The following is a 26,819-nucleotide window of genomic DNA, read 5'->3' on the forward strand; positions in this document are numbered from 1 at the left end:
GGTCTCGCCGATCACGAACCGTGCCGATGCATTAAGACACAAAGGAACAAAATGACCACTATTCATCATTTCATTAACGGCACTGAGACCACGGGCGAGGGGGACCGTACGCAACCGGTGTACAACCCGGCGACGGGGCGGGTTTCGGCAGAGCTGCGTCTGGCCAACGAGGCAGACCTGAACGCAACCGTCGCGGCGGCCCGCGCAGCAGCTGATTCCTGGGGCGATATTTCCCTTGCCAAGCGCACCGCGGTGTTGTTCAAGTTCCGTGAACTCGTCGCAGCGCACGTGGACGAACTCGCCGAGCTGATCACCGCCGAGCACGGCAAGGTCCTTTCGGACGCGAAGGGTGAGATCGGCCGTGGCCTGGAGGTCATCGAGTTCGCCTGTGGCATCCCTCAGCTGCTCAAGGGCGACTACTCCGACCAGGTCTCCACCGGCATTGACGTCTTCTCCTTCCGCGAACCCCTGGGCGTGGTGGCTGGTATCACGCCGTTCAACTTCCCGGTCATGGTGCCGTTGTGGATGGCCCCGATGGCCATCGCCACCGGCAACGCGTTCATCCTCAAGCCTTCCGAGCGTGACCCGTCCGCCTCGATGCTGCTGGCCCAGCTGTGGAAGCAGGCCGGCCTGCCCGATGGCGTGTTCCAGGTCCTGCACGGCGGCAAGGAAACGGTCGATGGGTTGCTGACCCACCCGGACGTGGACGGCATCAGCTTTGTTGGGTCCACTCCGATCGCCCAGTATGTCCACGAGACCGCCACCAAGCACGGCAAAAGGGTTCAGGCCTTGGGCGGGGCGAAGAACCATGCCATCGTGATGCCCGACGCGGACCTGGACAACGCCGCCGACCACCTCGCTGCTGCTGCTTTCGGTTCCGCCGGGGAGCGCTGCATGGCCATCTCCGTCGCCGTGGCTGTGGGGGACGCTGCGGATCTGATCGTGAAGAAGGTCGAGGAACGCGCCCTGGCCATCAAGGTCAAGAACGGCACCGAACCCGACGCCGACATGGGCCCGGTCATTACCCCGGCCTCCAAGGAACGCATCCTCCGGATCGTCACCGAAGCCGAAACCGCCGGAGCGGCGATGGTGGTGGACGGCCGCGACCTGGTAGTCCCCGGTCATGAAGATGGTTTCTGGGTTGGGCCTACCGTGATCGATCACGTCACGGCCGAAATGACGGCCTACGCCGAGGAAATCTTCGGACCGGTCCTGGTCGTGGTCCGTGTGGCGGATCTGGAGGAAGGCATCGCCCTGATCAACTCCAACCCGTACGGTAACGGCACGGCGATCTTCACCTCCAACGGCGCTGCAGCACGGAAGTTCCAGCGCTCCGTGACGGTGGGCATGGTCGGCATCAATGTGCCGCTGCCCGTCCCCGTGGCCTACCACTCCTTCGGCGGTTGGAAGAACTCCCTCTTCGGCGACAAGCACATCTACGGCCCCGAAGGCGTCTCCTTCTACACCCGTGGCAAAGTCATCACCTCACGCTGGCCCGAACCCACCCACGCCTCCGGCGCCTCCTACAACTTCCCCTCCAACTAGTCCCCAACCGAACGCCGGGGCCGTCGGGCTTGCTTATGGAGCGGCCACCGTCCCCGGCGTTTGGAATCCCGACCGCTAACATCGGTCGACGCATGGAAAGGCAGTACTTTGCACCTCGAATCCCTGATACCACGTTTCTGGAAGAACATCACATGAACGAGGATGGGCACTTGGTCTGGGGACTTGTCGGCGCCAGCGACATCGCTGCCACCCGCATGATCCCTGCCTTTCGCCGGGTCGGTGACCTGGTGGCTGGAGTCTTCAGCAACGACGCCAAGCATGCGAAGTCCTATGCCCAGCGCCATGACATCGCCCGGCATCATGGAACCCTTGAGGAGCTCCTGTCGGACGGGGCAATCGATGCTGTCTACATTTCGAGCCGAAACGAATACCACTCGTCACAAGCCCTCGCGGCAGCCGCCGCGGGAAAGCACATTCTGTGTGAAAAGCCCGTAGCAACGACGCTCGAAGATGCTTACACAATGATCGGGGCGTGCCGGGCCAATGACGTCGTGTTAGCCGTCAATCACCACCTCCCGGCAGCTGGAACTCATCGCACCATCCGGGAACTTGTCGCCGCTGGCGCCATCGGACGTCCTCTTAGCGCAAATGTCAGGCACTCCACACTCCTGCCTGAACGCCTCCGTGGCTGGCGGCTGGAGAGCGCCCCGGGCGCCGGCGTAGTCATGGATCTCTCGTGCCACAATGCCTCAGTCGTCAACCCACTGCTGGGCACTCGTCCCCTTGATGTCGTTGCCACGACGCTTTCCCAAGGCAGTTGGCCTTCCGGCGCGGACGACGCCTCCAGCGCCTCAATCCGATACGACGGCGGGGTCCTGGTCGATTTCCAGGACTCATTTACGCTGCCCTTTACGCCCTCGTTTATCAGAATCAACGGTGAACAAGGCAGCCTCGTTGGGCTTGATGTCATGACGCCAGAGCCGGTCGGATCTGTCCATCTCACTGACAACAGGGGGTGCCGGGAGATCTTGGTGGGGGACCGAAGGCATAGCTATGACATCACGCTCGAGCATTTCCGCTTAGCGGTACGCTCGGGTGCCCGACCCGTAGTCGATGGGCTTGATGCCGCGAACAATCTGGCGGTGAGTCTCGCTATCCAAGCAGCGTCAAACAGTGGCAAGAGAGAAGAAATAAGGTTCATGGAACGGTAGCTGCAGCGCCCGGCCGTCGACAACCAGGAACCGTTGGCGGCCAAGTGCTGGCTCAGTGACGGGGCATATAGTGCCGCCCGCCCTAGCGATCAGAGCTGGACGCGGGGATGCTTCGCAGGTGGTCGGCTACACCATCGTCCTTCCCAGGGGCCACGGCTTTGGCAAGGAGGACTCCGAAACCACAAAACAGCAACGGCAGGATGAACGCCAGCGTCAGCCCAACCATTCCACCCAACCAGCCAATAATTGCCGGACCTGCCAGAAGGCCCACATACCCGCAGCTGACCACCCGTGCGAGTGTTTTGCCGGAATCGCTCCTTCCCGCAGCGCCCGCTGCGGTGTAAACCTGCGGAATGATCCCTGAAAGTCCCAGACCGAACAAGGTCCATCCGATGATGGAGAGCGGATAGAAGGTCGACACGACTACCGCAAGCATTCCTGCTCCGGCCATGATGGAACCGTAGCGGACCACTCGGACTGGACCCAACGCATTCGAAGCTCGATCGGCGAGGAGCCGACCGACTGTCATGGCCCCCGCAAACGCCCCATAGGCCAGGGCGGCCGCAGCCTCGGGCTCGTTGAGATGCTCGACCGTCTGGAGAGCGCTCCAATCGTTTGCCGCCCCTTCCGACAGCAGTATCAGGAACGCCATGACGGCGAGAGCGACGATTCTGCGCCTGTTACGACCAGACGTATCACGTACTGGCGATGCATGTTCGGCCAGCGACACAGGGCTGGTGCCGGTTTCGAGTCGGCGTTCGGTTGCCCGGGAAAGAAGGGCAGGCACCGAAGAAGCTGCGGCTGCCGCACCAACGAGGCAAGCAATGAAAAGAATCCATGCAAGGTCCAGACCGGTGGATTGCCCCGCTGCTGCGGCAACGGCACCCAGTGCGCCGCCAAGGGAATAGAAAGCATGGAAGGCGGACATGATGGGCCGCCCGTATTCCCGCTCCACGACCACGGCATGCTGATTCATCGCCACATCGGTAATCCCGTGGCCGAGACCAAAGATAAAAAGGGCGATCCCAAGGGAAACGGCGTCGGTGGCCATACCCGGTAAGTTCACCGTGATGACCAAGAGCCCTAGCCCCAACGAGCAGCTGGCACGGCTTCCGATCCTGCGGATCAAGAGGCCGGTGAACTGCATGGACACCAACGCACCGAGCCCCAGAAGAAGGATGAGTCCGCCGAGCACGGCATGGGAAGTCCCTGTCCGCTCTTGGATGTCCGGAATATTGACAAGCCATATTGCTGAGAGGAACCCGACTCCCGCGAACGTGCCGAACACACCCCATCGTGCACGGACGAGTGCCCGTCGAGGCGTGAGGATGCTGGGAGACATGGAGATCCTTCCGGACAATATTGTGGTTGGCGCTGCTACACATCGAGGGATGCGGTTGTCATTCGGAACGCGCATCCTCTAGAACCTGGAACGTTGGGAGCGGCCGTCAAAGGAGACCTCGAACGCCCCTCAGCCTCTGGACTGGTGCGTGCATCACAGGGAGAAGCAAGGTTCCCCCCCGAATTTATGTGTACGATCGTACGCTAACGCGCAGATTCGGACAAGGCCAGCTCCGCGCTGCGTTGCGCCGGAAGGACCTTTGAGACCATCGGTGAGAATGCGACGATCAAGACAAGGAGGGCAAGGGCAACAAATGGAATCGAAATCGAGCCAAACGCGCTCACGACGACGGTCATTCCCAGGGGCCCTGCGAGCATCGCAACGTAGCCGATTCCGGTGACGATACCGATGCTCCGCCCGGCGTTCGCGGGGTCGAGTCGACCCGCGCTCGATAGCATGACGGGGGCCATGCTTGCGACGCCTACGCCAACGAGGAACATGCCGCTGGCAAGTGTGAGATCACCTCGTCCCAGGATGAGGACCAGCGCTCCGAAGATGCCGATAAGTCCGCTCACCAGTAATACTCTGACCTCTCCGAATCGCATCACCAGCCGATCGGAAATCATTCGTCCGGCAAACTCACCCAGGGAGAAGAAGGAGATTGCGACCGCAGCGGCTGCGGTGGTGGAGCCGTAAACCTCGACTCCGAACGTTTGACCCCAATCCCAAAGGGAAGACTCAACCCACATGGACAACACGAGCATGCCGCCAAGTACGCATGCCAGGGCCGGCAAGCCTTTCTGGACGACACTCGTTTGTAGCCGCACTGAGTTCAGCTTGTGGTTCTGGTGGTCAGCCGGAAGGATCTGGTCTTTGCGGAGTACCCAGCCTCCGACCACCGCGCCAATCCCTGCGAGGATGAGGCCCTCTACTGCGTACAGGGGCAGCGGCGAATCATGGACGCCCAGTAGCACGATGAGGCCGCTCGACGCCCAGCCGCCCAAGAATCCACCGATGGGGAAGATGGCTTGGAATCCAGCCATGAGCGGCCGTTCGTAGTGACGTTCCAAGGCTATTGCCAAGGCCCCCGTGGCGGTGTCGAGGCCGCCCCTGACGAGGCCGATGGCGACGCCCAGCACCAGCGCTGCGACGAAGGAATTAGTCAGGGCAAGAGGGAGGAAGCTTGCGGGAAAAAGCACCAAGAGGGGCCAGATGACCATTCGCGGCCCATATCTATCGGCCAAGGGACCGGTCAAAAAGCTTCCAATGACGGCGCCGACGCCTATGGCCGTCGTCAGCATGCCGAAATGGAGGGCGTCGACGGTGCCGTCGGACCCGATCCAGCCATAGCTGCGCTGGAGCGAGGATGTGCTCGACGACCACATGTTGAGGGCTACGCCTATCTGGAAGTAGCCGAAGAAGGTGGCGATACGGGCACGCACAAGCTGCGTTCGCGTGACACCGCCCCACGTAGAAGATTGAGCGTGCGTTAGGGTCATTGCTGTTCTCCAATGGAAGGCGCCGGGCCGTTGCGCAGTTGTGCTGGCAGGCCGCCTCGGTTTCCAACGCCCTACCCCTCGGGCGTACCCAAGGTAATGTCCACATTACTTCCAGTAAAGGAAAGTAAACCTTATAAGTCAAGAGGTAACGGTTGCTGATGCGGCAGCTACAGAGGGCGCTTGGTCGCGCTGGTTGCATAAGGTAAAGTATGCGTAAGCTTCATATTTACATATATAAGCTTTTGCCAGTCTTGGGCCTGCCCCGGCTGGGCGGTGCACCGTGAAGGAGTCCGAATGACCAAAGTTCTATATCTCTACGGTGGCTGGCCGGGACACAACCCTTACGGCGTTGCGGACTGGACGCGGTCCTTGCTGCAGAGTCTGGATTTCGAGGTGCAGGAATCGACGGATATCTTCATCCTCGACCAGGATCTGACCGATTACGACCTGATAATCAACAACTGGAACAATGCCCTCCTCAGCGAGACTCTGACCCCGTCCCAGGAAGCACATCTGCTCGGCGCGGTGGAGGCAGGGACCGGATTCGTCTCATGGCATGGTGGTGGGGCGGCGTTCAGGGGCAGCGTGATGTACCACATGATGCTGGGCGCCGACGTGTTTTACCACCCTGCAGGTGAGGGAACGCGTCATCCATACCCGTTGTATGTGATGGATCGGGACCATCCGATTACCCGTGGAATACAAGACTTCCATGCTGCCAGCGAGCAGTACTACATGAACGTAGACCCCCGCAATCACGTACTTCTTGAGACAGTGTTCGACGGCGAACACATGCCCTGGCTTGATGGCCAGCGCATGCCGCAAGCGTGGACCAAAGACTGGGGCAAGGGCCGGGTGTTCTATAGTGCCCTCGGCCACTACTTGGACGACCTAACAGCTGCCCCGGTAGAGGAAATCGTCCGACGAGGTCTTCTTTGGGCACGCCGTAACCATCAATCCGCCGACTAAACCCCCACCGTCTTCAGATAGCTCCGAATCCCGTCCACCACCAGTTGGTGGTCGTCGTCGGACGACAGCCCGGACACCGTGATCGCACCGATCACGCCGGCGCCGCGCACCCGGATAGGGAACGAGCCTCCAGCCAAGGTGTAGTCCTCGTGGGCGAGCCAGCCGCCACCAACAGGACTGTGTCCTCGGGCGGAGAACTCCTCGGACAGCAACGCCGTGCTGTGCTCAAAGCGCAGCACCGACGCGGACTTGCGGCGGATCCACTCCTCCTGGTCCGAGGTTGCCCCCGGCAGGACGCAGCGGAAGAGCACGATGTTATGACGGCGGATGTCGATGGCAACCCCGAAGCCGGCAGCGATGGCATGGTTGGCGATCAGCGAACCGAGCCGCCAGGCGTCGTGGTTGTCGAAGGCTGCGAAGACCAGCTCTTCCTCGTGCTGCTTCAGCTCAGCAATGCGCGGCGAGTCGGTCATGACGCACCCTCTACTGCGTCGGCCTCGTAGCTCAAACCGATCTGCCGGCGCATCTCGTCCATCGCCGCCATGATGGCCACGGTCTCGGCCGGGGGAAGGACGGTTCCAGCAGTAGAACCATCCCGAACCAGACGCTCCAGCTCAGCGGCCTGGAACTGCATCCCACGGCTGCCGACGGGCTCGTCATACCGTTCAATAACGCTGCCGTCCACGGCGTGGACTGTGAAAGGAACGGGGTTGTACCAAGTGTGCTCGATGTCGATCCAGCCGTTGGTTCCGATCACCATTGCGCGGTTGGCGCTGGCGGCATCGAGCTCACAATCAACAATCGCCTGGGCGCCGTTGGTGTATTCGAAGATCGCAGCGGTCTGCCGGTCGACGCCCGTCGCGGACATGGAGGCGCTGGCCCGGATTGCGGCCGGCGTTCCCAGGATGTCAAACGCGAAGGAGACCGGATAAATGCCCAGGTCCAGCAGCGCTCCGCCGCCGAGCGCGGGATCGTTGAGCCGGTGCGCAGGGTCTTGGGGGAGGCTCTGGTTGTGGCTGGCGACCACCTTGCGGACCTCCCCGATGGTGCCGGCAGCGATGATGTCGCGAACGCGGATCATGTGCGGGAGGAACCGGGTCCACATGGCTTCCAGGGCCACGAGCCCCTTGGACTCGGCCACGTCAATGATGTCCTGTGCTTCGCGGGCGTTCATGGTGAACGACTTCTCCACCAGCACGTGCTTGCCAGCGTTCAAGGCCAGCAGCGCATTGGCGTGGTGGAACGGGTGCGGTGTGGCGATGTACACCACGTCAATCAACGGGTCAGCCACCAGATCCTCATAGCAGCCATGCGCGGTGGCCACGCCATACTGCTCGGCGAACGCCTTGCTCGAGTCCAGCGAACGGGACCCCACGGCCTGCACCGTGAAGCCGTTCTCGTTCAGGTCCTTCGTCTGCAGCCCCGCAATAAAACCGGTGCCGAGGATTCCCCAGCGGATGGTTCCGTCGGAGGTGCCATTGCTGAGAGTCACGTGCCTAGTCCTTTGTTGGGTCGGAAATTGGGTACGCCACAAACGCAAAGCGCCCGGAATCCGGCGACCAGCTGTTGACGTTGAGGGTACCTTGGCCGCCGAAGAGTGGCCATGTATGGAGGGGAGTGGTCCAGTCCTCGGTCGAAACAAGCACGACGTCGACCGGCAAGTCGGCGGGGTGGCCTTCCGTTCCGCTGGGGAATCGGATGTAGCTGGCGAAGCGCCCATCGGGGGAGACGTGCGGAAACCAGTCGACGGTATCGGACTCGAGGAGCTGCTCGAATTCGTTGCCGTCGATCGTGATCCGGGCAAGCTGGGCGTGGCCGGGTACCGAGCTGAACGATTCTGTGTTCAGGTACAGCCACTCCCCATCCGGCGAGTACTCCGGGCCGTCGCAGTGACCGGACCCGACATCAACGCGGGCGGCAGCACCGCCGTCGGACGCCAGGGTCATCAGGCGGCCCGGCTGCGTAAAGTCGCCCGCCTCGATGCCCACGTAGGCGAGTTCCTTTCCGTCAGGGCTGACTCCGTGGAGGAAGTGGAAGGAACCGTCGTCGTCAGTGATCCTGGTGGCCGGGCCACCGGAAAGCGCGGCACGGTAGATGTGGCCATCGTTGGCGGAGAGGAAGATGTCCTTGCCGTCAGGTGCCAGAACGTGATCGTTGTTGAGGTCCGGGACGCCACTCAGCGGAACAGCCTCCAGGGAACTGGCGGACAGATCAAAGCGCCACAACTTTCCGTCCCCGTTGAGGACGAGTGCCTCGCCGTCGAGGGTCCAGTTGGGCGCCTCCAGCAGCACGTCATCAGCGGAGTACACCAGCTCGGCCTGGCCGGTGACCGACGCGATCCAGACTTCGCAGCGCTGCCCGGGTTGAAGGGCGCGGATCACTCTGACACCTCCGTGCCGATAGGCGTGAGTTCCTTAATACGGATATTCCGCCAGCGGCATTGCGCTCCGACACCCCAGCGTGCCTCGCCGAAGTACGAGTCGTTGTCGTGGACCTCCAACGCGATATGCCCGCGTTCGCCGAGCACGTCCAGGACATCGGACGGGTTGTAATCGGGCGAGTCCAGGGTGGCGGTGTCAAGCTCGGCGATCTTGAGGCCATTGACCCAGGTCGTTATAACAGGAAGCGCACCCACGCAACGGATCCGAAGCTCGTTCCAGTCGTCCCAGCGCCAGGCATTGAGGAAATCGTCGACGTCGGCCGCGTAGCTCAGTCGGGCACGCTTTTCTTCGGTGACTGGTTCGACAGACGAGGTGGGGTCATCGGCGATCAGGCCAGTCGGCCGTCCCGAGGTGTCGCGGGCTACGTCCACGGCGAACGGTACAGCCGAGAAACTCGCCAGTCCGTTGCCGAAGAACCCGCCGATGCCGCCGGACGGACGGTGGTCCACCAAGACCTGGAAGCCTTCCCAACTGTCAGGCAGGCGTCGAAGCATGACGCCAGTATCTGCAGGCCAGTCGGGCCGCATTTCCAGGACCAGTTCAAAGTCACCGTAGGCCTTCTCCGTGACGAGGTATCCGCCGTAGCCGCTCCCCGGGGAGTCCTGTTCGCCCACCAGCACACCGTTGTCCACGAACCACTTCGCTGGATGCTTCTCGGGCTCGACCGGAAGTTCCCTTCCGTCTTGCGCGAAGAGATCCAGGACGGAAGGGCCACCCGGGTACAAAGATCCGTAAATGCGGGGCACGGTTCTCCAACCGGACAGAGTGGTGCCGTCGAACAGGGGGACGAACCCGGCGTCCTCGTGAGTTTCTGTCTCAGCCACGCCCTAGTCCTTGCTGCTGAAGGCGGCGTCGAAGGAGGTCTGGGAGGCAGGGAAGTCGAACTTCTTCAGGGCGGCGAGGGCTTCGGGTGCGCCGTGGAGACGGTCCATGCCGGCGTCTTCCCACTCAACGGAGATGGGTCCGTTGTAGCCGATGGCGGTGAGGGCGCGGAAGGACGATTCCCAGGGCACATCGCCGCGTCCGGCGGAGACGAAGTCCCAGCCACGGCGCGGGTCGCCCCAGGGCAGATGGGAGCCCATCACAGTGTTGCGGCCGGTGGGGCGGAGCTTGGTGTCCTTGCAGTCCACGTGGTAGATCCGGTCCTTGAAGTCCCAGATGAAGGAGACGGGGTCGATGCCCTGCCACATGAAGTGGGAGGGATCCCAGTTAAGGCCGAACGCTTCGCGGTGGCCGATCGCTTCGAGGGTCCGGACGGTGGTCCAGTAGTCGTAGGCGATCTCACTCGGGTGGACTTCGTGGGCGAAACGGACCCCGCATTCGTCGAAGACGTCCAGGATGGGGTTCCAGCGGTCGGCGAAGTCCTGGTAGCCGGCCTCGATGACTTTCTCGGGGACGGGCGGGAACATGGCGACGTACTGCCAGATGGAGGAACCGGTGAACCCGACCACGGTATCCACCCCGAGCGCGCGGGCGAGGCGTGCGGTGTGTTTCATTTCCTCGGCAGCGCGTTGGCGGACGCCTTCGGGATCGCCGTCGCCCCAGACGCGCGTGCCGACGATGGCTTCGTGGCGGAAGTCGATGGGGTCATCGCAGACGGCCTGGCCTTTGAGGTGGTTGGAGATGGCCCAGACCTTCAGGTTGTACTTCTCCAGGATGGCGAGCTTGGACTCGACGTAGCCGGGCTCGTCCCAGCGCCAGGCGTCAAGGTGGTCTCCGGAGACGGCGATTTCCAGGCCGTCGTAGCCCCAGCCCGAGGCTAGGCGCGCGACTTCCTCGAAGGGGAGGTCGGCCCACTGGCCGGTGAACAGGGTGTACGGGCGGGACATGGTCAGGCTCCTTCAGTTGCGGTGCTGGAAAGTTGGATCAGTGAGCTTTTGGCGGCAGCGGACTCTTCCACGGCGGCGAGGATGTGCTGGACGTTCAGGCCTTCCTCGAACGACGGCGACGGAGCCTCACCGGCCGCGATGGCAGTCAGGAAGTCCCGGATCTGGTGGGTGAAGGTGTGTTCCCAGCCGATGATGTGGCCCTGCGGCCACCAGGCATCGAGGTAGGGGTGCTCGGGTTCGTTGACCAGGATCCGCCGGAAACCCTGCTCCCGGACGGGCACGGTGGCGTCCAGGAAGCCGAGTTCATTGAGGGCTTCAAGGTCGAAGAGGATCGTGCCCTTGTCGCCGTAGATTTCGAGTTTGAGGGAGTTCTTCTGGCCCGTCGCTACCCGCGAAACCTCTACTGAGGCGATTGCTCCGGAGGCGAGGGTCAGCGTGGCCCAAGCGGCGTCGTCGACCGTGACATCTTCCAGCCCATTAGCGCCGGGGCGACGGTCCACGAAGGTGTGCAAGCGGCCTGAAACCTCGGTGACCGCGTCACCCAGGAGGAACAGGACCTGGTCGATGGCGTGGGAAGCGATGTCGCCCAGGGCACCGGAACCGGCCGTTTCCTTCCGGAGGCGCCAGGTCATGGGGGACTCGGCATCCGAGAGCCAGTCCTGCAAGTACGCGGCGCGGACGTGGCGGATGGTGCCGAGGCGTCCTTCGGCGATGAGTTCCCGGGCAAGCGCCAGGGCCGGGACACGGCGGTAGTTGAAGCCGATCATGGACTGCACGCCGTTGGCCCGCGCGGAGGCGGCTGCGGCCACCATCAACTCGGCCTCACCCAGGGTGTTGGCCAGCGGCTTCTCCACCAGCACGTGTTTCCCGGCGGCCAATGCCGCAATGGCGATTTCGGCGTGCATCCAGCCGGGCGCGCAGATATCGACGATGTGGATGTCGTCGCGTTCAATCACGGAGCGCCAGTCGGTGGCGGACTCGGCCCAGCCATACTTGGCTGCTGCCTCGGCCACCTGGGTGGCGTCCCGGCCCACCAGCACTTTCTGCTCGAAGGCCGGGACGTCGAAGAAACTGGCCACGTTCCGCCACGCATTCGAGTGGGCCTTTCCCATGAAGGCGTAGCCGATGGCGGCCACGCCGAGTGGTTGATGCGCCTGGGAAGGATGGTCGGATGGGTGGGCGGGGGTGGTCATGTTCTTGTTCCTCGCTGATTCTTAGAGAGTGGCTGTTTCGGGTGCCCAGTCCTCAGGGAGGGCCGCCGAGACAGGTGCGTTGCTGGTGACGTCCACGAACGTGCCCGACTCCACGGACTCGGCGATCGAGACCATGCTGTCCAGCACGTGGTAGGCAAGATCGCCCGTGGCGCGGTGCGCAGTGCCGGAACGCAAGGCGCGGGCCATGTCCAGCACACCCAGGCCGCGGCCGTTGGCCGGACCGGTGGCAGGGATGATCTCCGGTTCTTCCGCGCCCGGACGCCAGAGCTTCAGGTCGCCGTCGAAGTAGTTCGGGTCCGGCAGGGACAGCGTAGCCTCCGAGCCCGTGATTTCGACGAAGCCCATCCGCAGGCGCGGCGACTCAAAGGAGAACACGCTGTGCGAGGACTGCCCGCCCTCGAACTGCGCCATCGCGGACACGTGCGTGGGGACCTCGACGGCGAATTCCTCGCCGGCTTTGGGACCGGAACCAATAATGCGGGTCGCCTTCGCCGAGGAGCCGACGGCGGCTACCTTGCGGACCGATCCGAACGTCTGGATCAGGGCGGTCAGGTAGTACGGACCCATGTCGAACAGCGGACCGGCACCGTGCTGGAACAAGAACGCCGGGTTCGGATGCCACGACTCCGGACCGGGAGTCTGGAACGTGGTCATACCGGTCAATGGGGTACCGATGTCGCCACGTTCGATGATCCGGCGTGCCGTCTGCAACCCTGCGCCCAGGAACGTGTCCGGGGCGGTGCCCAGGCGGATGCCGGCGGCATCAGCGGCCTTGAGCAGACCCAGCCCCGACTCGCGATCCAACGAGAAGGGCTTCTCGGTCCAGACGTGCTTGCCCGCGTTGACCGCCGCAGTGGCCACCTCCACGTGCGCTGCCGGGATGGTCAGGTTCACAATGATTTCGACGTCGGGATGGTTCAGTGCCAGCTCGGGCGCACCGAACTCCGGGATCCCATATTCCTTGGCCCGTGCTTCGGCGGCCTCGACGAAGAGGTCCGCGATCACCAGGACCTTCAGGTCAGGGAAGGTGGTGAGGTTGTCCAGGTACTGCTTGCTGATGTTGCCCGCGCCGATGACGGCAACGCCCACCGGGCCTGTACGGGTGGAGGGTGCGAAGCTCATGCCTTGGCTCCTTCTGCTGCGGCGTTGAGGTACGCGAGGCTTTCCGTGATGCCTTCGAAGATGTCGCCGGAGTAGTCGTCGAATTCCACCACGCCAACTTCCAGGGACTTGGCAGCAGCGATGACATCCAGGACCGGAATGGTGCCTTGGCCAGCGGGCTGCTGAGCCTTGGTATCGGTGTTGCCCGGGCCGTCCTTAATGTGGATGAGCTTCACGCGGTCGCCGAGGCGGGCCAAAAGTTCCACGGGGTCTTGCCCACCAACGGCAACCCAGTACGTGTCTACTTCGAGGACGAGTTCCGGATCCAGCAGTCCTTCGAAGTATTCCAGGGCGGTCTTGCCCTCGATGGTGGACTCCAGCTCCCACGCGTGGTTGTGGTAACCCACGCGGACGCCATACTCAGCACCCTTCTTGGCTGCAGCGTTGAGCTTGGCGGCCGTGGCCTGAATGGTCTCGGCGTCCTGCCAGTGCTCCGCGGGAAGGAACGGATCGATCACCGTGGTGATGCCCAGTTCCTTGGCCGCGGCAAAGATCTCGTCCTGGTCCTGGCTCAACAAGGGTGCGTGGCCGGACGGAGCAGTGAGGCCGTTTTCCTTCAACGCCGCGCCGAGTTCCTTGGCGGTGGCCACGAAGTTGTACGGCTCAACCTGTGTAAAACCGATCTCGGCAACCTTCTTGATGGTTCCAGGCAGGTCCTCCTGGATGGCATTGCGGAGGGTGTACAGCTGGAGTGAGTAAGACATTGGGTTCCTTTTCGGGAGTTGGATTTTCCGGGAATTTAGGGACGTGCGGCCAGTCTAGCTAGCGGCCTGCGAGGGATCCGCCGATGCCGCCGACGCTGAAGTATTTGTTGAGGGCGGCGAAGACGATGATGGGTGGGAGCATCATGATGACGGCGAGGGCCATGACACCGGACCAGTCGGTGAGGTTTTGTTGGAAGAAGGATTGGACGCCCATGGGGAGGGTGAAGATTTCGTTGGAGCGGAGGAAGACGATGGCGACGAGGTAGTCGTTCCAGGCTAGGAGGAAGGCGAAGATGGCGGTGGAGAGGATGCCTGGGAGGGAGTTGCGGAGGACGACTTTGGTGAAGGAGCCGAAGACGGAGCAGCCATCGATCCAGGATGCTTCTTCGAGGCTGATGGGGATGGAGTCGAAGTAGGCGGCCATCATCCAGGTGGCCACGGTCATGGTGGAGCCGACGTAGATGATGGTCAGGCCCATGAGGTTGTCTACCAGGCCCATGGCGGCGAAGAGGATGAAGAGGGGGACCACTGAGGTGATGATGGGCAGGGATTGCATGACGAAGAGCAGCAGGGAGTAGCCGGAGACGGCTTTGGATCGGCCGCGGGAGAGGACGTAACCGGCGGGTGCGGCGACGGCGACGGAGACGATCACGGTGGAGAGGGTGGTGACGAGGCTGTTTTGGAGCCAGACGCCGGCGAGGGTTTTGGTGAAGACGCCGGTGATGTTTTCGAAGGTCAGGCCTGTGGTGGTGCTGTTCGGTGCCGGGGTGAGGGCCAGGATGACGGTGACCATGATGGGGACCAGGACGATCGCGGTGATGGCCAGGATCAGGGCGAACCGCCACCAGCGTCCGCGCATGCCGGCTTCGGAGAGGGTGCGGCGGGTTTTGCCGGTGGGGGTGATGCCGAGGGCGGGCCCGGATTCGGGGTGGGCGTGAAGTACTGCGCTCATTATTCGACGCTCGACTTTCGGATCTGGCGGTACAGGATGACCGAGACGACTACCAGGGTGACGGTCATGAGGAAGGCGATGGCGACGCCGGGACCGGTAGCGAAGTCCTGGAAGACGGTGCGGTAGGCCAGGACGACCAGGGAGGTGGTGGCGTCAACGGGTCCGCCGCCGGTGAGCAGGTAGATGGTGGGGAAGTCGTTGACGCAGAAGATCGTCATGAGGATCCACGAGATGTAGGTGGAGCGGGCGATCAGCGGCAGGGTGATTTGGGTGAATTGCTGGAACCGGGAGGCGCCGTCCATGTTGGCGGCTTCGTAGACGGTGTTGTCCACGGAGGCCAGGGCTGCGGAGGTCATCATCATCATGAAGGGGAAGGAGACCCAGACTTTGAAGATCATGACGGTCACGGCGGCCAGGGTGGGGTCTGCCAGGAACAGGGGTGTTCCGAGTCCGAGGTTGCGGAAGATGGACGGGATGAGGCTCTCAGGGGTGGCGACGAGCCAGTTCCAGGCGGTGGAGGAGACCACGATCGGGACGACCCAGGGCAGGAGGAGGAGGACCTTGAAGGTGCCCCCGGCGGGGATCTTGGTCCTGAGCAACAAGGCCAGGCCAAGGCCCACGGCCCAGGACCCGAACACGCCGACGATGGTGAACAGCAGGGTGAATTGGGCGGCTTTCCAGAAAGCCGGTGAGGACAGGACCTGCTGGAAGTTCTCGATCCCGACGAAGTCGCCGGTTTGGATCAGGTTACCGTCGTGCGTGGCCTGGATCCCGGCTTGGAAGAGCGGGTAACCATGGATCAGGACGAGCAGGATGACTGAGGGAAGCAGGAGCCAGAAGAACGTCCTGGACGTCTGCGCCGACAGCTTGCTTTTGCGGTTCCCGGTCCCGCCGCCGGACCCGCCGGGGGCGAGCCCCTTGCGGGCCCGGGCAAGGCCCGAGCTGGTAGTCGTGGAAGACATGATGGTGGCCGCTTACTTCTTCAGCACTGACTTGAGGCCGGACTCGAAGGCTTGCAGCGCGGACTTCGCATCAGTCTTGCCTGTCAGGACGGTCTGGGTGAACTGATTCAACGCCTGCCCACCATCCAAAGCAGCGAGATCAGCGCTGAGAGCTGTTCCCTGGGCGGCGAACGTCTTGGCGATCGGGACGTACTCATCGACAATCTTCACGTTGTTCGGGTCAGCAGTGAACTCGGGCATTTCGGTGATGGACTTGAACACCGGCAGGGCATTCATGAGCTTTTGCTGCCACAGTTCCTTGAGCTTGCCCAGGTAGTAGACCACGAACTCTTCGGAAGCTTCCTGGGACGGAGTGTTGGTGTACATCATGATGTTGTTCGGGAAGATCAGGGCTGCCTTGTCTCCGTGCGGACCGGCGATCGGGCTCGCCACCACGATGTCGCCGGAGGTGTCGCCCACGCGCTCGGGAACGCCCAAAGTCAACATGCCGTAGGCGGCCTTGCCGTCCTTCCACTGGGCGTTGAGGTTGTCCGTGGTGTAGCTAACGGCAGCAGGGTCAACGATGCCGTTGGAGACAAGCTCAAGCATGAACTCGATGGCCTCCACGTTTCGGTCGTTCATGACATCCAGCTGGCCGCCGTCCTTGCTGAAGACGCCGCCACCGTTGTTCAGCATCATCATGATCATCAGGTGGTTGCCGATATTATTGCCAGCGCCGGAACCCGTGGCGAAGCCAACAGCACCTATGCCCTTCATCTTCTTGCCCGCTTCCAGAAGCGAAGCCCAGTCCGTGGGAACCGCTACGCCTGCCTTCTCGAACAGGGACTTGCGGTACCAGAGCGGCCGGATATCCAGCTGCCACGGAACCGCTACGTAGCCCTTGTCCGTCTTGAACGGCTCCACCACGCCGGGCAGGAAGTCATCGAACTGGCCGTTGGACTTCAGCTTCTCAATGACCTTGTCCGCGTACGCGATCTGGCCCTGCTGCTCGAACTGGAAGGCCTGGAAGCCGCCGCCGGTGGACACTGCCGGGCCGGTCTTGGACGCGATGGCCGAGGAGAACGTCTGGTAGAAGTTGTTCCACTGGATGATCTGGTAGCTGGCCTTGGCGTTGTTCGCACCCGCGAAGCCTTCTGCGATCTTCTTGGCGGAGTCGTTGTAGGCCGGCGTAGCCCAGGGCATATCCCAGAACTTTACGGTTCCACCGGCGCCGCCCCCGCCGCCCTGGGTGGCTGAGCCACCGCCGCAGGCAGCCAGGAGCGGCACCGAGGCCGCTGCTGCCGTGAGGCCGAGGAAATTGCGGCGGGAGAAGGAACGGGTGGCTGCGGACTGAACATTCATAGTGATTCCTTTCGGGACCGGCAACGCGATCTCTGCGTTGATGTTCCGGTCCAGCTCAACTTTGAGGAGGGCAAACGGATACTGAATGGCTGGATAGTGCTGTTGTTGTAGAGCTCGGTTAGATGAGTGCTGTGATGGTTTCCGACAACACCGCGAAGCTGTGCAGGTCGGATGGGCTGGTGCCGGCGTCGAGGTGTTCCTTGAGCCGACGCCATGTAGCGCGGTGAGCGGATTCGTAGATCGTGGGAAGAAGCAGGTCACCTTGGGGCCCGGTGACTTTGATGGTTGCCGGCCACGCAGCGACCGGTTCCGGCAGCGTGACGCTGACGCCGCCGTCGTCGGTCAGCAAGGTGACTTTGACGACTGCCGGACAGGCGTTGGAGCGGACGCCCTGCAACGCAACCGGTGCGCCGTTGGCGAGTACCGCCGTCGCCGTGTAACCGTGCGGTCCGCGGCTCAGGACCCTGAGGCTCCCCAACGGTCCGGTGACGCGTACGACGGCGGCAAGATGGTCCGCGAGCAGCTCGCCGGAGTCGGTTCCCACCGGCGCGGTGGCCACGGAGTCGAGCACGGCGGCGCGGCCCGCCATGGAACGGACGGCATCCTCGGCTGCCGGGATGGCGGGGTTGGAGGCCCAGCGCTGGTCGAGGACAACGACGGTGCCCCTGTGTTGGGCTGCTGCCTGGAGCAACTCCGTGTTTTCCGCGGCGGGGTTCACCACTACGATTCCGCGGGCTCCGGCGCTGATGGCCTCTACGGCGTGTGCGGTCCAGCCCGGTGTACCCGCGATGACCTGGACGTGGGGCTGGTTGTCTCCGGCGGCTGGGCCGAAGGATTCGGGAAGGGACGCGACTGCCAGGGCAACCGCACCAGCTTCCTGGGCCTCCGGGGTGGCGCGGACGGTGTAGTGCTTGGTTTCCACGGGGGCGCTCATGCGTGGGCTCCTTCGGCAACCGCGTGCTGGGCTGTGTGCTGTGCTTCGACATTGGCCACCGTGGCATCGGCGATGTCCAACGCGAAGGTCAGGTCGTCAATCAGGGTTTGCGCAGACGGCGGTTGCTTTGCTCCTGCAGCCAATGCGGCCAGTTCGCGCCACTCACCTTCGTAGCCGTTGTGGTCGAAGGGGCCGTGAATGGTGGTTTCGTTGCCGCGGGTGAAGGTCGCCACGGCCGAACCCGCCTGGACGTAGGACGGTGTGAAGTCGATGCGGAGGACGGCGTCGTCGGAAAACGCCTCGAAGCTCCACTCCGGCTTCCATGTGTTGTTCATGGCTGCGCGGAGCTCGATGGTCCGTGTGGGGGTGCGGAGCGGGATGACGTAGCCGAACGGGCGGACGTGGCGTGCTTCCAGTACTTCGATGTCCTTGAAGTCCGGTGTGAACCTGCGGATCAAGGGGAGGTCGTGGATGGCCAGGCCCATGATCCCGCCGCGGAGTGCGCCCTTGATGACCTCGGGGTCCGAGTAGTCCGGGGCGCCGCCGGCGGGACGGGTGATGATCTCAGTGGCGAAGTCCTCAAACCGGGCGTTGGGCGGCAGGACGATCGAGGAACGGATCGTGTGGACGTTGTCCGGCAGGTCTCCCCAGTTCTCGCTTGCGGCGAGCCAGCCGGGATCGAAGGTGTGCATGGCGCCCACGATGATCGGCACTCCCGTTTCTTCGCTGACGGCGGAGATCTGCGCTGCTTCTTCGGCGTTCATGGCAAATGGCTTTTCGCAGAGGACGGCTTTCTTGCCGGCGCGGCAGGCGGCGATGACCTGCGCGGCGTGGAACTGGTGCGGGCTGCAGATGGCCACGATGTCTACGGAGGCGTCGCCCAGGAGGGCGTCGATGCTGGTGCTGTGCGTGGCACCAACGCGGGCGGCCACGGACTCAGCGACGGCGGGGTCGACGTCCATGATGTGGCGGACGGTAAGGATGTCGCCCAAGCGGGCGAGTGACGGCAAGTGGATGGCCTGGGTGACCGGGCCGGCGCCGAGGATGCCAACTCCCAAAGTAGGGGCGACGTCTATGTGGCTGGACAAGTTCAGTTACCTCTTCGTAAGCGGACTGGTGTGCTGCTCATCACAACCTAAAGGGACTTTTGTCGAGCGTCAAGCAAAAGTTGAAATATTGCCGACAAACTTCTGCTGCATGACACGCATAAGCAATCGTGCTTCACTAAAGGCATGACAACAGCCACCGGAAACGACGCCGGAAATACCTCCGTTCTGGAGGCTGGCAACCTTTCGCGTGCTGGCGACCTGTTCCAACTACTTCGCGACGGGCAAGCCCGCACCCGCGCCGAACTCGCAGTCACCACCGGGCTGGCCCGATCCACCGTCGCTTCCCGTATTGACGCCCTCATCAGTTCGGGTCTCGTGGGACCCGCCGGTGAGGCGAGCTCCAGCGGCGGCAGGCCGCCGTCGCGCTTTGCTTTCAACCCCGCCGCACGCGTCGTCCTCGCGGTCGACGTCGGAGCGACCCACGTGATTGTTGCCGTCACCGACCTCAGCGGCAGCATCCTCGCGGAGCGACGCCTCGCACAAGAAGTCGCCGACGGCCCCGAGATGGTCCTGGGCCGCGTCATCTCCGCGGGCCGTGAACTTTTGGCCGAGGCGGGCCGCCAAATTGGCGACCTCGCCGGCATGGGCATCGGCTTGCCCGGGCCCGTTGAACACGACACCGGGCGGCCCGTGAAGCCGCCCATCATGCCCGGGTGGGACGGATTCGACGTCGTCACGTACGTCCAGCGCTCGTTGCCCGTTCCCGTCCTGGTGGACAACGACGTCAACATCATGGCCCTCGGCGAACGCACCGCGTACTGGCCGGACCACGACAACTTCCTGTTCATCAAAGTGGCCACCGGCATCGGCGCCGGCATCATCAGCAGCGGTGAGCTGCAGCGTGGTGCCAACGGCACCGCCGGCGACCTCGGCCACGTCCGGGTGCCACGCGGCGACGACGTCCTCTGCCGATGCGGCAACCACGGGTGCCTCGAAGCGCTGGCCTCAGGTCCCGCCGTCGCGCGTCAACTGCAGGCGCAAGGCCTGGAAGCGTCCACAGGTGCCGACGTCCTCCGGCTGGTCGGCGAGGGAAACCTGCAGGCGATCCAGGCGCTGCGCCAGGCGGGCCGCGATGTTGGCGATGTGCTGGCAACCGTGGTCAACCTGCTCAATCCGTCCATGATCATCATCGGCGGCAGCGTGGGGGAGGCCGGCGAACACCTCGTGGCCGGCATCCGCGAAGTGGTGTACCGACGTTCGCTGCCGCTGGCCACCACGCACCTGCGCATCGGCATCTCCATGGCCGGTGACCGCGCGGCCATCCTGGGTGCCAGCCAGATGGTCACCCAGCACGTTCTGTCGCCGGCAGTGATTGAGGCCACGCTCCAAGCGACGGGATAAGCCTTGTTCGGTGCCGTATGACGGGTGGTGGCGTGATAGCAATGAAAGTGATGTCTACTTTCTTTGCCAAAATTCCCCGCGGTTGGCTGATCCTCGCGTGCATCGGCCTCATTGCCCTGAACATGCGCGGACCCTTCGTGGCCGTGGCTCCCGTGGTGGATTCCCTGCAGCAGGATCTCGGCTTCTCGCCGGTTGAACTCGGGCTGCTGACCGGCATTCCGGTGCTCTGTTTCTCCCTCGCGTCCCCCTTGGCCTCCCTGGCCGGACGACGCCTCGGAGCCGAATTCGCCGTGATGCTCACGCTGCTCGGCGTGCTGGCCGGGGTGGTGATCCGTTCCAGTGGCGGCAGCGTTTCGATGATGGTGGGCACGGTCATCATTGGCGTGGCCATCACCATCGGCAATATCGCAGTGCCGCTTATTATCCGGCGCGACTTTGCACCTCGGCGGCAGGCAACCGCGATGGGCGTCTATACGGCCGCGCTCAACATCGGCTCGTTCCTCACGTCGGTGGCAACTGCGCCCTTGGCTGAGCTGGTGGGGTGGAGGCTGGCCCTGGCCGCGAGCGCCTTGTTGTCGTTGGCGGCCATCCTGTTCTGGGTGCCAACCGTCGGTGCCCGACGGGCCTTTATTCCGGCAGCTGTTCCTGCGCCTCCGGCTTCCAGCGCCGGGCCTGTTGCGGGTGTGGGCTGGCTGACTGTGGGCCTGACCTTCGGTTTCGCTGGCCAGGCCTTCTCCTACTACGGCATCACCGCGTGGCTGCCCAGTTTCCTCTCCGATGAACTCGCCATGGGCACCGCCGAAGCCGGTGCGGGGTCCTCGCTGTTCCAGATCTTCGCGATCGTGGGCGGTCTGGGCGTGCCGCTTCTGGCCCGCTTCGCCAGTACGACGACGGTGGCGGTCACCTTGAGCGCGCTGTGGCTGACAGTTCCCGTGGGCTTGCTGCTCTCGCCTTCGCTGTGGTGGTTGTGGTCCTCGCTGGGCGGTGTTGCCCAAGGCGGTGGCATCACGGTGATCTTCATTGCCATCATCAAGTTCGCGCAATCCCAGGCCGCTGCCGGGAAGATGTCCGCGATGGTGCAGGGGGTGGGTTACTGCTTTGCTGCGTTGGCGCCGACTGTTGTGGGATACGTGCACAGTGTGACCGACGGCTGGACTGTCCCGCTCTTCGTGATCCTCGGCTCGGTGCTCGCGTTCTGCGTCTGCACCACGTTGTCCGTGCGCTGGGTGGCCCGGCAGCGCTAGGGCTGCCCGGCAGCGCCAGAGTATTCCGCTGCTGGGCTGCCTCCCCGGCGGTCGGGGTCACTTGTTGCGAAGAGTGCAGGCAGCCCAGCGTCGGGGCTTGATGTGTCGCTTGCTCAGGTCCTGGACCTAAGCGGCGACGAGTTCCTCTTCCGTGGCCTCTTCTCGGGCCTCGGTGAGGAAACGTGCGTACGCGGGGATGGTCAGGAAGGTGGGGAATTCCTCGGCCAACGTGACTTCCTCGAAGATGGCGCGGGCATCAGCGAAGCGGTCTCCATCGAAGCGTTCCAGGCGGGCGAATTCCTCGTCCAGCAGGTCCTCTACCCATTCACGGGTGATCACGTCACCGTTCTCGATGATGGCGTGGGAGTGGATCCACTGCCACAGCTGGGACCGGGAGATCTCGGCGGTGGCTGCGTCTTCCATGAGGTTGTGAATGGCCACAGCCCCGTTGCCCCGCAGCCAGGACTCGATGTAGCGGATGCCCACCTCGATGTTCAGACGGACCCCGCCCTCGGTGATGGTGCCCTCCGTGCTGGCGATATCGATCAGCGCACGGTCATCCGGGGTGACATCCTCGCGGGAACGGTCCAACTGGTTGGAGCGGTCTCCGAGAACTGAGTCAAAAACTTCCCGGCATACCGGCACCAGATCCGGGTGGGCCACCCACGAGCCGTCGAAGCCGTCGTTGGCCTCGCGGGTCTTGTCAGCACGAACCTTCTCGAACGAAGCAGTGTTGGCTGCCTCATCCTTGCGGTTCGGGACAGCTGCTGCCATCCCACCGATCGCCATGGCCCCGCGGCGGTGGCAGGCCCGGACCAGTTGCTCGGTGTAAGCGCGCATGAACGGCTGGGTCATGGTCACCTGGCCGCGGTCCGGGAGCACAAAACGCGGTCCGCGGGTACGGAAGTTCTTGATCAGGGAGAAAATGTAGTCCCACCGGCCGGCGTTCAAACCGCTCGCATGGTCGCGGAGTTCGTACAAGATCTCCTCCATCTCGAACGCGGCGGTGATGGTCTCGATCAGCACCGTGGCCCGGATGGTGCCCTGCGGGATGCCCAGCAGGTCCTGTGCCAGGACGAAGATGTCGTTCCACAACCGGGCTTCGAGGTGGTTCTCGATCTTCGGCAAGTAGAAGTACGGGCCCTTGCCCTGGGCCAGCAGGCGGCGGGCGTTGTGGAAGAAGAACAACCCGAAGTCCACGATTCCGCCGGCGATCGGCTTGCCGTCGATCAGCATGTGCTTCTCCGGCAGGTGCCAACCACGCGGGCGGACCACGATAGTGGGCAGGTCCTCGGCCGACTTGAGCTTGTATTCCTTGCCCTCAGGGGACGTGAAATCAATCCGACGCTCCAAAGCATCGGTCAGGTTCAGCTGACCCTGGATCACGTTCCGCCATGTCGGCGTGGACGAATCCTCCATGTCAGCCAGCCACACCTTCGCCCCCGAGTTCAGGGCATTGATGGTCATCTTCTTATCCACCGGACCCGTGATCTCCACCCGGCGGTCCTCCAAACCCGGAGCCGGGGGAGCCACCCGCCAGGTCGGATCGTTCCGGATGCCCTCGGTCTGCGGCAGGAACCGCGGATCCTGGCCACCGGAAATCTGGTTGCGACGGGCGTGCCGTGCCTGCATCAGCTCCTGACGACGATCAGCCGTAGCCCGGTGCAACTTGCCAATGAACTCAAGGGCATCCGGCGTGAGGACCTCGTTCTGCCGGCACATGGGCTGCGCGGTCAAAGTAATGCCATTGATAGTGAAGTTGTCAGTGAAGCTGTTCATTTCAATCTCTCCTATGAGAAGCAAAAGTTCGACGGCGGCGGGCCGGGTTGGGTAATCCTCCGCGTGCTATTCCCCATCCCGCCCGCTTGGCCTCGCAGAGCTCGGCCGGCGTCCGGGACAGGGCCCCTTTTACGCACGCTTCCGGATTCCCCATCCCGCCCGGTGGCGGTGGGTGCCGCCGTCGTGCCTTCCGGTGAGCGAAGCGAGCAGCTCACCTTGGGCGATGTGGTTAGTGGAATTGGCCCTCTTCGGTCGATCCGACCAGTGCGAGGGTGGATGCGTTCGGGTTGAGCGCGGTTGCGATGTCGTCGAAGTAGCCGGTGCCGACTTCGCGCTGGTGCTTGGTGGCGGTGTAGCCGCGGGACTCGGAGGCGAATTCCTTTTCCTGGAGCTCGACGTAGGCGCTCATGCCTTCACGGGCGTAGCCGTGGGCGAGGTCGAACATCGAGTAGTTCAGGGCGTGGAAGCCGGCCAGGGTGATGAACTGGAACGTGAAGCCCATGGCGCCGAGTTCACGCTGGAACTTGGCGATGGTGGTGTCGTCCAGGTGCTTGCGCCAGTTGAAGGACGGGGAGCAGTTGTAGGAGAGCATCTGGTCCGGGAAGTCGGCCTTGACCGATTCGGCGAACTTGCGGGCCAGTTCCAGGTCCGGGGTTCCGGTCTCCATCCAGATGAGGTCGGAGTACGGTGCGTAGGCCTTGGCCCGGGCGATGCAGGGTTCGATTCCGTTGCGGACCTTGTAGAAGCCCTCGGCAGTGCGCTCGCCAGTGGTGAATTCCTGGTCGCGCTCGTCAACGTCGGAAGTGATCAGGGTTGCTGCTTCGGCGTCCGTGCGGGCAATGACCACCGTGGGAGTATCGGCGACGTCGGCTGCCAGACGTGCGGCGTTCAGGGTCCGGATGTGCTGCTGGGTGGGGATCAGGACCTTGCCGCCGAGGTGGCCGCACTTCTTTTCGGAAGCGAGCTGGTCTTCCCAGTGAACGCCCGAGGCGCCAGCGGTGATCATGGATTTCATGAGCTCGTAGGCGTTCAGCGGGCCACCGAAGCCGGCTTCTGCGTCGGCGACGATCGGGACCAGCCAGTCTTCAACGGTCTTGACGCCCTCGGCGTATTCGATCTGGTCTGCACGGAGCAGGGCGTTGTTGATGCGGCGGACAACCTGGGGCACCGAGTTGGCCGGGTACAGGGACTGGTCCGGGTAGGTCTGGCCCGACAGGTTGGCGTCTGCGGCCACCTGCCAGCCGGAGAGATAAATGGCACGGAGGCCGGCCTTAACCTGCTGCACTGCCTGGTTACCGGTCAGGGCTCCGAGGGCGTTGGTGTAGCCGCCGGTGGGAGCTTCCTCAGTGAGCTGCTTCCAGAGCTTCTCCGAACCGCGGCGGGCCAGGGTGTGCTCTTCGGAGACGCGACCGCGGAGGCGGACGACGTCGGTGGCCGAGTAATCACGGGTGACGCCTTCCCACCGCGGGTTGGCGGACCATTCAAGTTCCAGCGCTGCGGCCTGCTCGCTTGCCGTTTCCTGAGCGGAAGATTCTGCTGGTTCAAATGAAGCGGTCATCTTGATCTCCTAGGTGGTGCCCGGGCCGGCCTCCGCTGCGCCTTTGCTGCATCGGCCGGCTTACCCGGGGTCTGTATTTCTTTTTCGTAAGTCCTACTTTTCTGCACTTCCAAGAGGGTTACTAGAGGAAAACTATGGAAAGAAATGCACTTCTTCGCGTATTCTCAAGAAATGTCGCCTGTGAGCTGGAATCGTGAAGTCGCATCACCGTCGTTATCGCCTGCGTCCCCTGAACTGGACGTCATCAGCCTTGGCCGCCGTGTACGGCACCTGCGCAAGCAGGCCGGACTGACGCTGGACGACTTGAGTGCCGCCGTCGGGACCGCACCGAGCCAGCTGAGCCTGATCGAAAACGGCAAGCGCGAACCAAAACTGGGGCTCCTTCAGCAGCTGGCCGCGTCCCTGAACGTCAGCATCGATCAGCTGCTGGGAGCGGAGCCCCCGAGCCGCAGGGCGGCCTTGGAAATCGAGCTCGAACGGTACCAGCGCGGACCGCTGTACGAGTCGTTGAACCTGCCCAGAATCCGCATCAGCTCGCGGCTTCCGCTGGATGTGCTGGAGTCACAGGTGGGGCTGCTTCAGGAGCTCGAACGCAAGCTCAACGAGCAGGTGGCGACGCCGGAAGAAGCCCGCCGCGCGAACGGCGAGTTGCGTGCCATGATGCGCGAGCGCGGTAACTATTTCCCCGAGTATGAGGCCGAGGCGCAGAAGGTCCTCAAGGGGGTCGGCTACACCGCGGGCCCGCTGAGCCAGCACGTCATTGCTGACATCGCTGAGAATCTCGGCTTCAGCCTGCATCATGTGGGCGATTTGCCGCACTCGACACGGTCTGTGACGGACTTGAAGAACCACAGAATTTATCTCACGCAGAACCAACGGCAGGATCACGATCCCCGCTCGGTGCTCCTGCAGGCTTTGGGCCACTACGTCTTGGGGCATGAAACTCCGCGGAACTACGGGGATTTCCTGGCACAGAGGGTTGCCACCAACTACTTTGCTGCGGCGTTGTTGCTTCCGGAACAGGCAACGGTGGACTTCCTGCAAAAGGCCAAGGCGGCTAAGGAAATCGCTGTGGAGGACATCCGGGACGCTTTCGCCGTGTCCTACGAAACGGCTGCGCACCGCTTCACCAACCTCGCCACCAAGCACCTGGGCATCACCACGCACTTCCAGAAGACGCACCAGTCCGGCATCATCTACAAGGCCTACGAGAACGACGGCGTGACGTTCCCGCAGGACCACACCGGGGCCATCGAGGGCCAGCCGTCGTGCAAGGCGTGGACCTCACGTGCTGTGTTCGACGTGCCGGACAAGTTCAGCGCCTACAGCCAGTACACGGACACGCCGTCGGGCACGTACTGGTGCACAGCCCGCACCGAGCGGTCTGCAGCGGGTGAGTTTTCGCTCAGCATCGGCGTGCCGTACCAGCATGTGAAGTGGTTCCGCGGCCGGGAGACCACCGCACGCGCAACGTCCAACTGCCCGGATCCCAACTGCTGCAAGCGGCCCCCGGCATCTTTGGCGAACGAGTGGGCCGGGAACGCCTGGCCCTCCGCGCGGGCCCATTCGCACCTGCTGGCCGCCATGCCTCCCGGGGCGTTCCCCGGCGTGGACGAGACCGAGGTGTACTCCTTCCTGGCAGCCCACTCCGAGCGCTGACGCTCTATCACCTTCCGCGTGCTTAAGCGTGACGCTCTATCACCTTCCGGCAACATTTGGCGAT

At 63.4% G+C, this 26,819-nt stretch carries 23 protein-coding genes; 6 read left to right on the top strand and 17 right to left on the bottom strand.

The annotated features are described in order from the left end of the window. Positions 1-51: 51 nt before the first annotated feature. Together J3D46_RS08250 and J3D46_RS08255 are read left to right on the top strand one after the other, a co-directional pair. Entirely contained in the window at positions 52-1,545 is a 1,494-nt protein-coding gene (locus J3D46_RS08250) for a CoA-acylating methylmalonate-semialdehyde dehydrogenase (RefSeq protein WP_253466290.1), read from the top strand. A gap of 152 nt (positions 1,546-1,697) precedes the next feature. Further along, positions 1,698-2,717 (top strand): Gfo/Idh/MocA family protein, encoded by a 1,020-nt coding sequence (locus J3D46_RS08255; RefSeq protein WP_231340641.1) that lies wholly within the window; start codon positions 1,698-1,700, stop codon positions 2,715-2,717. An 82-nt stretch (positions 2,718-2,799) separates the two neighbouring features. On the opposite strand, the gene J3D46_RS08260 is transcribed toward J3D46_RS08255, so the two are convergent. Together J3D46_RS08260 and J3D46_RS08265 are read right to left on the bottom strand one after the other, a co-directional pair. After that, positions 2,800-4,059: an MFS transporter gene (locus J3D46_RS08260; protein WP_253466293.1), complete on the bottom strand. Its 1,260-nt coding sequence runs from the start codon at positions 4,057-4,059 to the stop codon at positions 2,800-2,802. A 203-nt stretch (positions 4,060-4,262) separates the two neighbouring features. Continuing rightward, positions 4,263-5,558 carry a sugar MFS transporter gene (locus tag J3D46_RS08265; RefSeq protein ID WP_253466297.1) on the bottom strand — a complete coding sequence of 432 codons (1,296 nt, stop codon included), beginning with the start codon at positions 5,556-5,558 and terminating at the stop codon, positions 4,263-4,265. 294 nt (positions 5,559-5,852) lie between these two features. Here J3D46_RS08265 and J3D46_RS08270 point away from each other — a divergent pair, with 294 nt between their 5' ends. Continuing rightward, positions 5,853-6,527, top strand: coding sequence for a ThuA domain-containing protein (locus J3D46_RS08270; protein WP_231340638.1), 675 nt, complete (start codon positions 5,853-5,855; stop codon positions 6,525-6,527). Here the strand turns inward: J3D46_RS08270 and J3D46_RS08275 are convergent. From J3D46_RS08275 to J3D46_RS08335, 13 genes are all read right to left on the bottom strand, one after another. Further along, positions 6,524-7,000 (bottom strand): heme-degrading domain-containing protein, encoded by a 477-nt coding sequence (locus tag J3D46_RS08275; protein WP_253466300.1) that lies wholly within the window; start codon positions 6,998-7,000, stop codon positions 6,524-6,526. The genes J3D46_RS08270 and J3D46_RS08275 overlap by 4 nt on opposite strands. Then, positions 6,997-8,019 (bottom strand): Gfo/Idh/MocA family protein, encoded by a 1,023-nt coding sequence (locus J3D46_RS08280; RefSeq protein WP_253466303.1) that lies wholly within the window; start codon positions 8,017-8,019, stop codon positions 6,997-6,999. Before J3D46_RS08280 ends, J3D46_RS08275 begins: the two co-directional genes overlap by 4 nt. Positions 8,020-8,023: 4 nt before the next feature. Next, positions 8,024-8,908, bottom strand: coding sequence for a biopolymer transporter Tol (locus tag J3D46_RS08285; protein ID WP_253466306.1), 885 nt, complete (start codon positions 8,906-8,908; stop codon positions 8,024-8,026). After that, positions 8,905-9,792, bottom strand: a complete 888-nt coding sequence (locus J3D46_RS08290; RefSeq protein WP_253466309.1) for a DUF1080 domain-containing protein — start codon at positions 9,790-9,792, stop codon at positions 8,905-8,907. The genes J3D46_RS08285 and J3D46_RS08290 overlap by 4 nt, the downstream gene beginning before the upstream one ends. Positions 9,793-9,795: 3 nt before the next feature. Further along, positions 9,796-10,797 carry a sugar phosphate isomerase/epimerase gene (locus tag J3D46_RS08295; protein ID WP_253466312.1) on the bottom strand — a complete coding sequence of 334 codons (1,002 nt, stop codon included), beginning with the start codon at positions 10,795-10,797 and terminating at the stop codon, positions 9,796-9,798. Between the two features lie 2 nt (positions 10,798-10,799). Next, positions 10,800-11,990, bottom strand: coding sequence for a Gfo/Idh/MocA family protein (locus J3D46_RS08300; RefSeq protein WP_253466314.1), 1,191 nt, complete (start codon positions 11,988-11,990; stop codon positions 10,800-10,802). A 21-nt stretch (positions 11,991-12,011) separates the two neighbouring features. Beyond that, entirely contained in the window at positions 12,012-13,133 is a 1,122-nt protein-coding gene (locus tag J3D46_RS08305; RefSeq protein ID WP_253466318.1) for a Gfo/Idh/MocA family protein, read from the bottom strand. After that, positions 13,130-13,876: a sugar phosphate isomerase/epimerase gene (locus tag J3D46_RS08310; RefSeq protein ID WP_253466320.1), complete on the bottom strand. Its 747-nt coding sequence runs from the start codon at positions 13,874-13,876 to the stop codon at positions 13,130-13,132. The genes J3D46_RS08305 and J3D46_RS08310 overlap by 4 nt, the downstream gene beginning before the upstream one ends. Before the next feature lie 58 nt (positions 13,877-13,934). Further along, positions 13,935-14,828 (bottom strand): carbohydrate ABC transporter permease, encoded by an 894-nt coding sequence (locus tag J3D46_RS08315; protein ID WP_253466323.1) that lies wholly within the window; start codon positions 14,826-14,828, stop codon positions 13,935-13,937. Further along, entirely contained in the window at positions 14,828-15,790 is a 963-nt protein-coding gene (locus J3D46_RS08320) for a carbohydrate ABC transporter permease (RefSeq protein ID WP_253466326.1), read from the bottom strand. Before J3D46_RS08320 ends, J3D46_RS08315 begins: the two co-directional genes overlap by 1 nt. A 12-nt stretch (positions 15,791-15,802) precedes the next feature. After that, a complete protein-coding gene (locus tag J3D46_RS08325; RefSeq protein ID WP_253466329.1) occupies positions 15,803-17,131 on the bottom strand; it encodes an ABC transporter substrate-binding protein in 1,329 nt (442 codons plus the stop codon). Positions 17,132-17,249: 118 nt separating this feature from the next. Further along, complete coding sequence (locus tag J3D46_RS08330) at positions 17,250-18,065, bottom strand: hypothetical protein (protein ID WP_253466332.1); 816 nt, start codon at positions 18,063-18,065, stop codon at positions 17,250-17,252. Then, on the bottom strand, positions 18,062-19,153 hold the full coding sequence (locus tag J3D46_RS08335; RefSeq protein ID WP_253466335.1) for a Gfo/Idh/MocA family protein: 1,092 nt from the start codon (positions 19,151-19,153) through the stop codon (positions 18,062-18,064). The genes J3D46_RS08330 and J3D46_RS08335 overlap by 4 nt, the downstream gene beginning before the upstream one ends. Before the next feature lie 144 nt (positions 19,154-19,297). On the opposite strand from J3D46_RS08335, the gene J3D46_RS08340 reads away from it, so the two are divergent. Beyond that, positions 19,298-20,515, top strand: a complete 1,218-nt coding sequence (locus J3D46_RS08340; protein WP_253466337.1) for an ROK family transcriptional regulator — start codon at positions 19,298-19,300, stop codon at positions 20,513-20,515. Between the two features lie 50 nt (positions 20,516-20,565). Continuing rightward, positions 20,566-21,759, top strand: a complete 1,194-nt coding sequence (locus tag J3D46_RS08345) for a CynX/NimT family MFS transporter (RefSeq protein WP_253466341.1) — start codon at positions 20,566-20,568, stop codon at positions 21,757-21,759. 126 nt (positions 21,760-21,885) lie between these two features. Here the strand turns inward: J3D46_RS08345 and aceB are convergent, their stop codons facing one another. Then, complete coding sequence (gene aceB / locus J3D46_RS08350) at positions 21,886-23,538, bottom strand: malate synthase A (protein WP_253466344.1); 1,653 nt, start codon at positions 23,536-23,538, stop codon at positions 21,886-21,888. A 229-nt stretch (positions 23,539-23,767) separates the two neighbouring features. After that, positions 23,768-25,096 carry an isocitrate lyase gene (gene aceA / locus J3D46_RS08355; protein ID WP_253466347.1) on the bottom strand — a complete coding sequence of 443 codons (1,329 nt, stop codon included), beginning with the start codon at positions 25,094-25,096 and terminating at the stop codon, positions 23,768-23,770. Positions 25,097-25,240: 144 nt separating this feature from the next. On the opposite strand from aceA, the gene J3D46_RS08360 reads away from it, so the two are divergent. Beyond that, positions 25,241-26,755, top strand: a complete 1,515-nt coding sequence (locus J3D46_RS08360; protein ID WP_253466350.1) for a helix-turn-helix transcriptional regulator — start codon at positions 25,241-25,243, stop codon at positions 26,753-26,755. Positions 26,756-26,819: the final 64 nt, after the last annotated feature.

Origin of the sequence: Paenarthrobacter sp. A20, from assembly GCF_024168825.1 — a bacterium.
Taxonomy (GTDB): Bacteria; Actinomycetota; Actinomycetes; order Actinomycetales; family Micrococcaceae; genus Arthrobacter.

Excerpts from the sequence above, each read along its gene's own strand:
- J3D46_RS08250 (WP_253466290.1), top strand. The coding sequence starts at position 52 with ATGACCACTATTCATCATTTCATTAACGGCACTGAGACCACGGGCGAG.
- J3D46_RS08255 (WP_231340641.1), top strand. The coding sequence starts at position 1,698 with ATGAACGAGGATGGGCACTTGGTCTGGGGACTTGTCGGCGCCAGCGAC.
- J3D46_RS08260 (WP_253466293.1), bottom strand. The coding sequence starts at position 4,059 with ATGTCTCCCAGCATCCTCACGCCTCGACGGGCACTCGTCCGTGCACGA.
- J3D46_RS08265 (WP_253466297.1), bottom strand. The coding sequence starts at position 5,558 with ATGACCCTAACGCACGCTCAATCTTCTACGTGGGGCGGTGTCACGCGA.
- J3D46_RS08270 (WP_231340638.1), top strand. The coding sequence starts at position 5,853 with ATGACCAAAGTTCTATATCTCTACGGTGGCTGGCCGGGACACAACCCT.
- J3D46_RS08275 (WP_253466300.1), bottom strand. The coding sequence starts at position 7,000 with ATGACCGACTCGCCGCGCATTGCTGAGCTGAAGCAGCACGAGGAAGAG.
- J3D46_RS08295 (WP_253466312.1), bottom strand. The coding sequence starts at position 10,797 with ATGTCCCGCCCGTACACCCTGTTCACCGGCCAGTGGGCCGACCTCCCC.
- J3D46_RS08300 (WP_253466314.1), bottom strand. The coding sequence starts at position 11,990 with ATGACCACCCCCGCCCACCCATCCGACCATCCTTCCCAGGCGCATCAA.
- J3D46_RS08305 (WP_253466318.1), bottom strand. The coding sequence starts at position 13,133 with ATGAGCTTCGCACCCTCCACCCGTACAGGCCCGGTGGGCGTTGCCGTC.
- J3D46_RS08310 (WP_253466320.1), bottom strand. The coding sequence starts at position 13,876 with ATGTCTTACTCACTCCAGCTGTACACCCTCCGCAATGCCATCCAGGAG.
- J3D46_RS08315 (WP_253466323.1), bottom strand. The coding sequence starts at position 14,828 with ATGAGCGCAGTACTTCACGCCCACCCCGAATCCGGGCCCGCCCTCGGC.
- J3D46_RS08320 (WP_253466326.1), bottom strand. The coding sequence starts at position 15,790 with ATGTCTTCCACGACTACCAGCTCGGGCCTTGCCCGGGCCCGCAAGGGG.
- J3D46_RS08325 (WP_253466329.1), bottom strand. The coding sequence starts at position 17,131 with ATGAATGTTCAGTCCGCAGCCACCCGTTCCTTCTCCCGCCGCAATTTC.
- J3D46_RS08330 (WP_253466332.1), bottom strand. The coding sequence starts at position 18,065 with ATGAGCGCCCCCGTGGAAACCAAGCACTACACCGTCCGCGCCACCCCG.
- J3D46_RS08340 (WP_253466337.1), top strand. The coding sequence starts at position 19,298 with ATGACAACAGCCACCGGAAACGACGCCGGAAATACCTCCGTTCTGGAG.
- J3D46_RS08345 (WP_253466341.1), top strand. The coding sequence starts at position 20,566 with ATGTCTACTTTCTTTGCCAAAATTCCCCGCGGTTGGCTGATCCTCGCG.
- aceB (WP_253466344.1), bottom strand. The coding sequence starts at position 23,538 with ATGAACAGCTTCACTGACAACTTCACTATCAATGGCATTACTTTGACC.
- aceA (WP_253466347.1), bottom strand. The coding sequence starts at position 25,096 with ATGACCGCTTCATTTGAACCAGCAGAATCTTCCGCTCAGGAAACGGCA.
- J3D46_RS08360 (WP_253466350.1), top strand. The coding sequence starts at position 25,241 with ATGCACTTCTTCGCGTATTCTCAAGAAATGTCGCCTGTGAGCTGGAAT.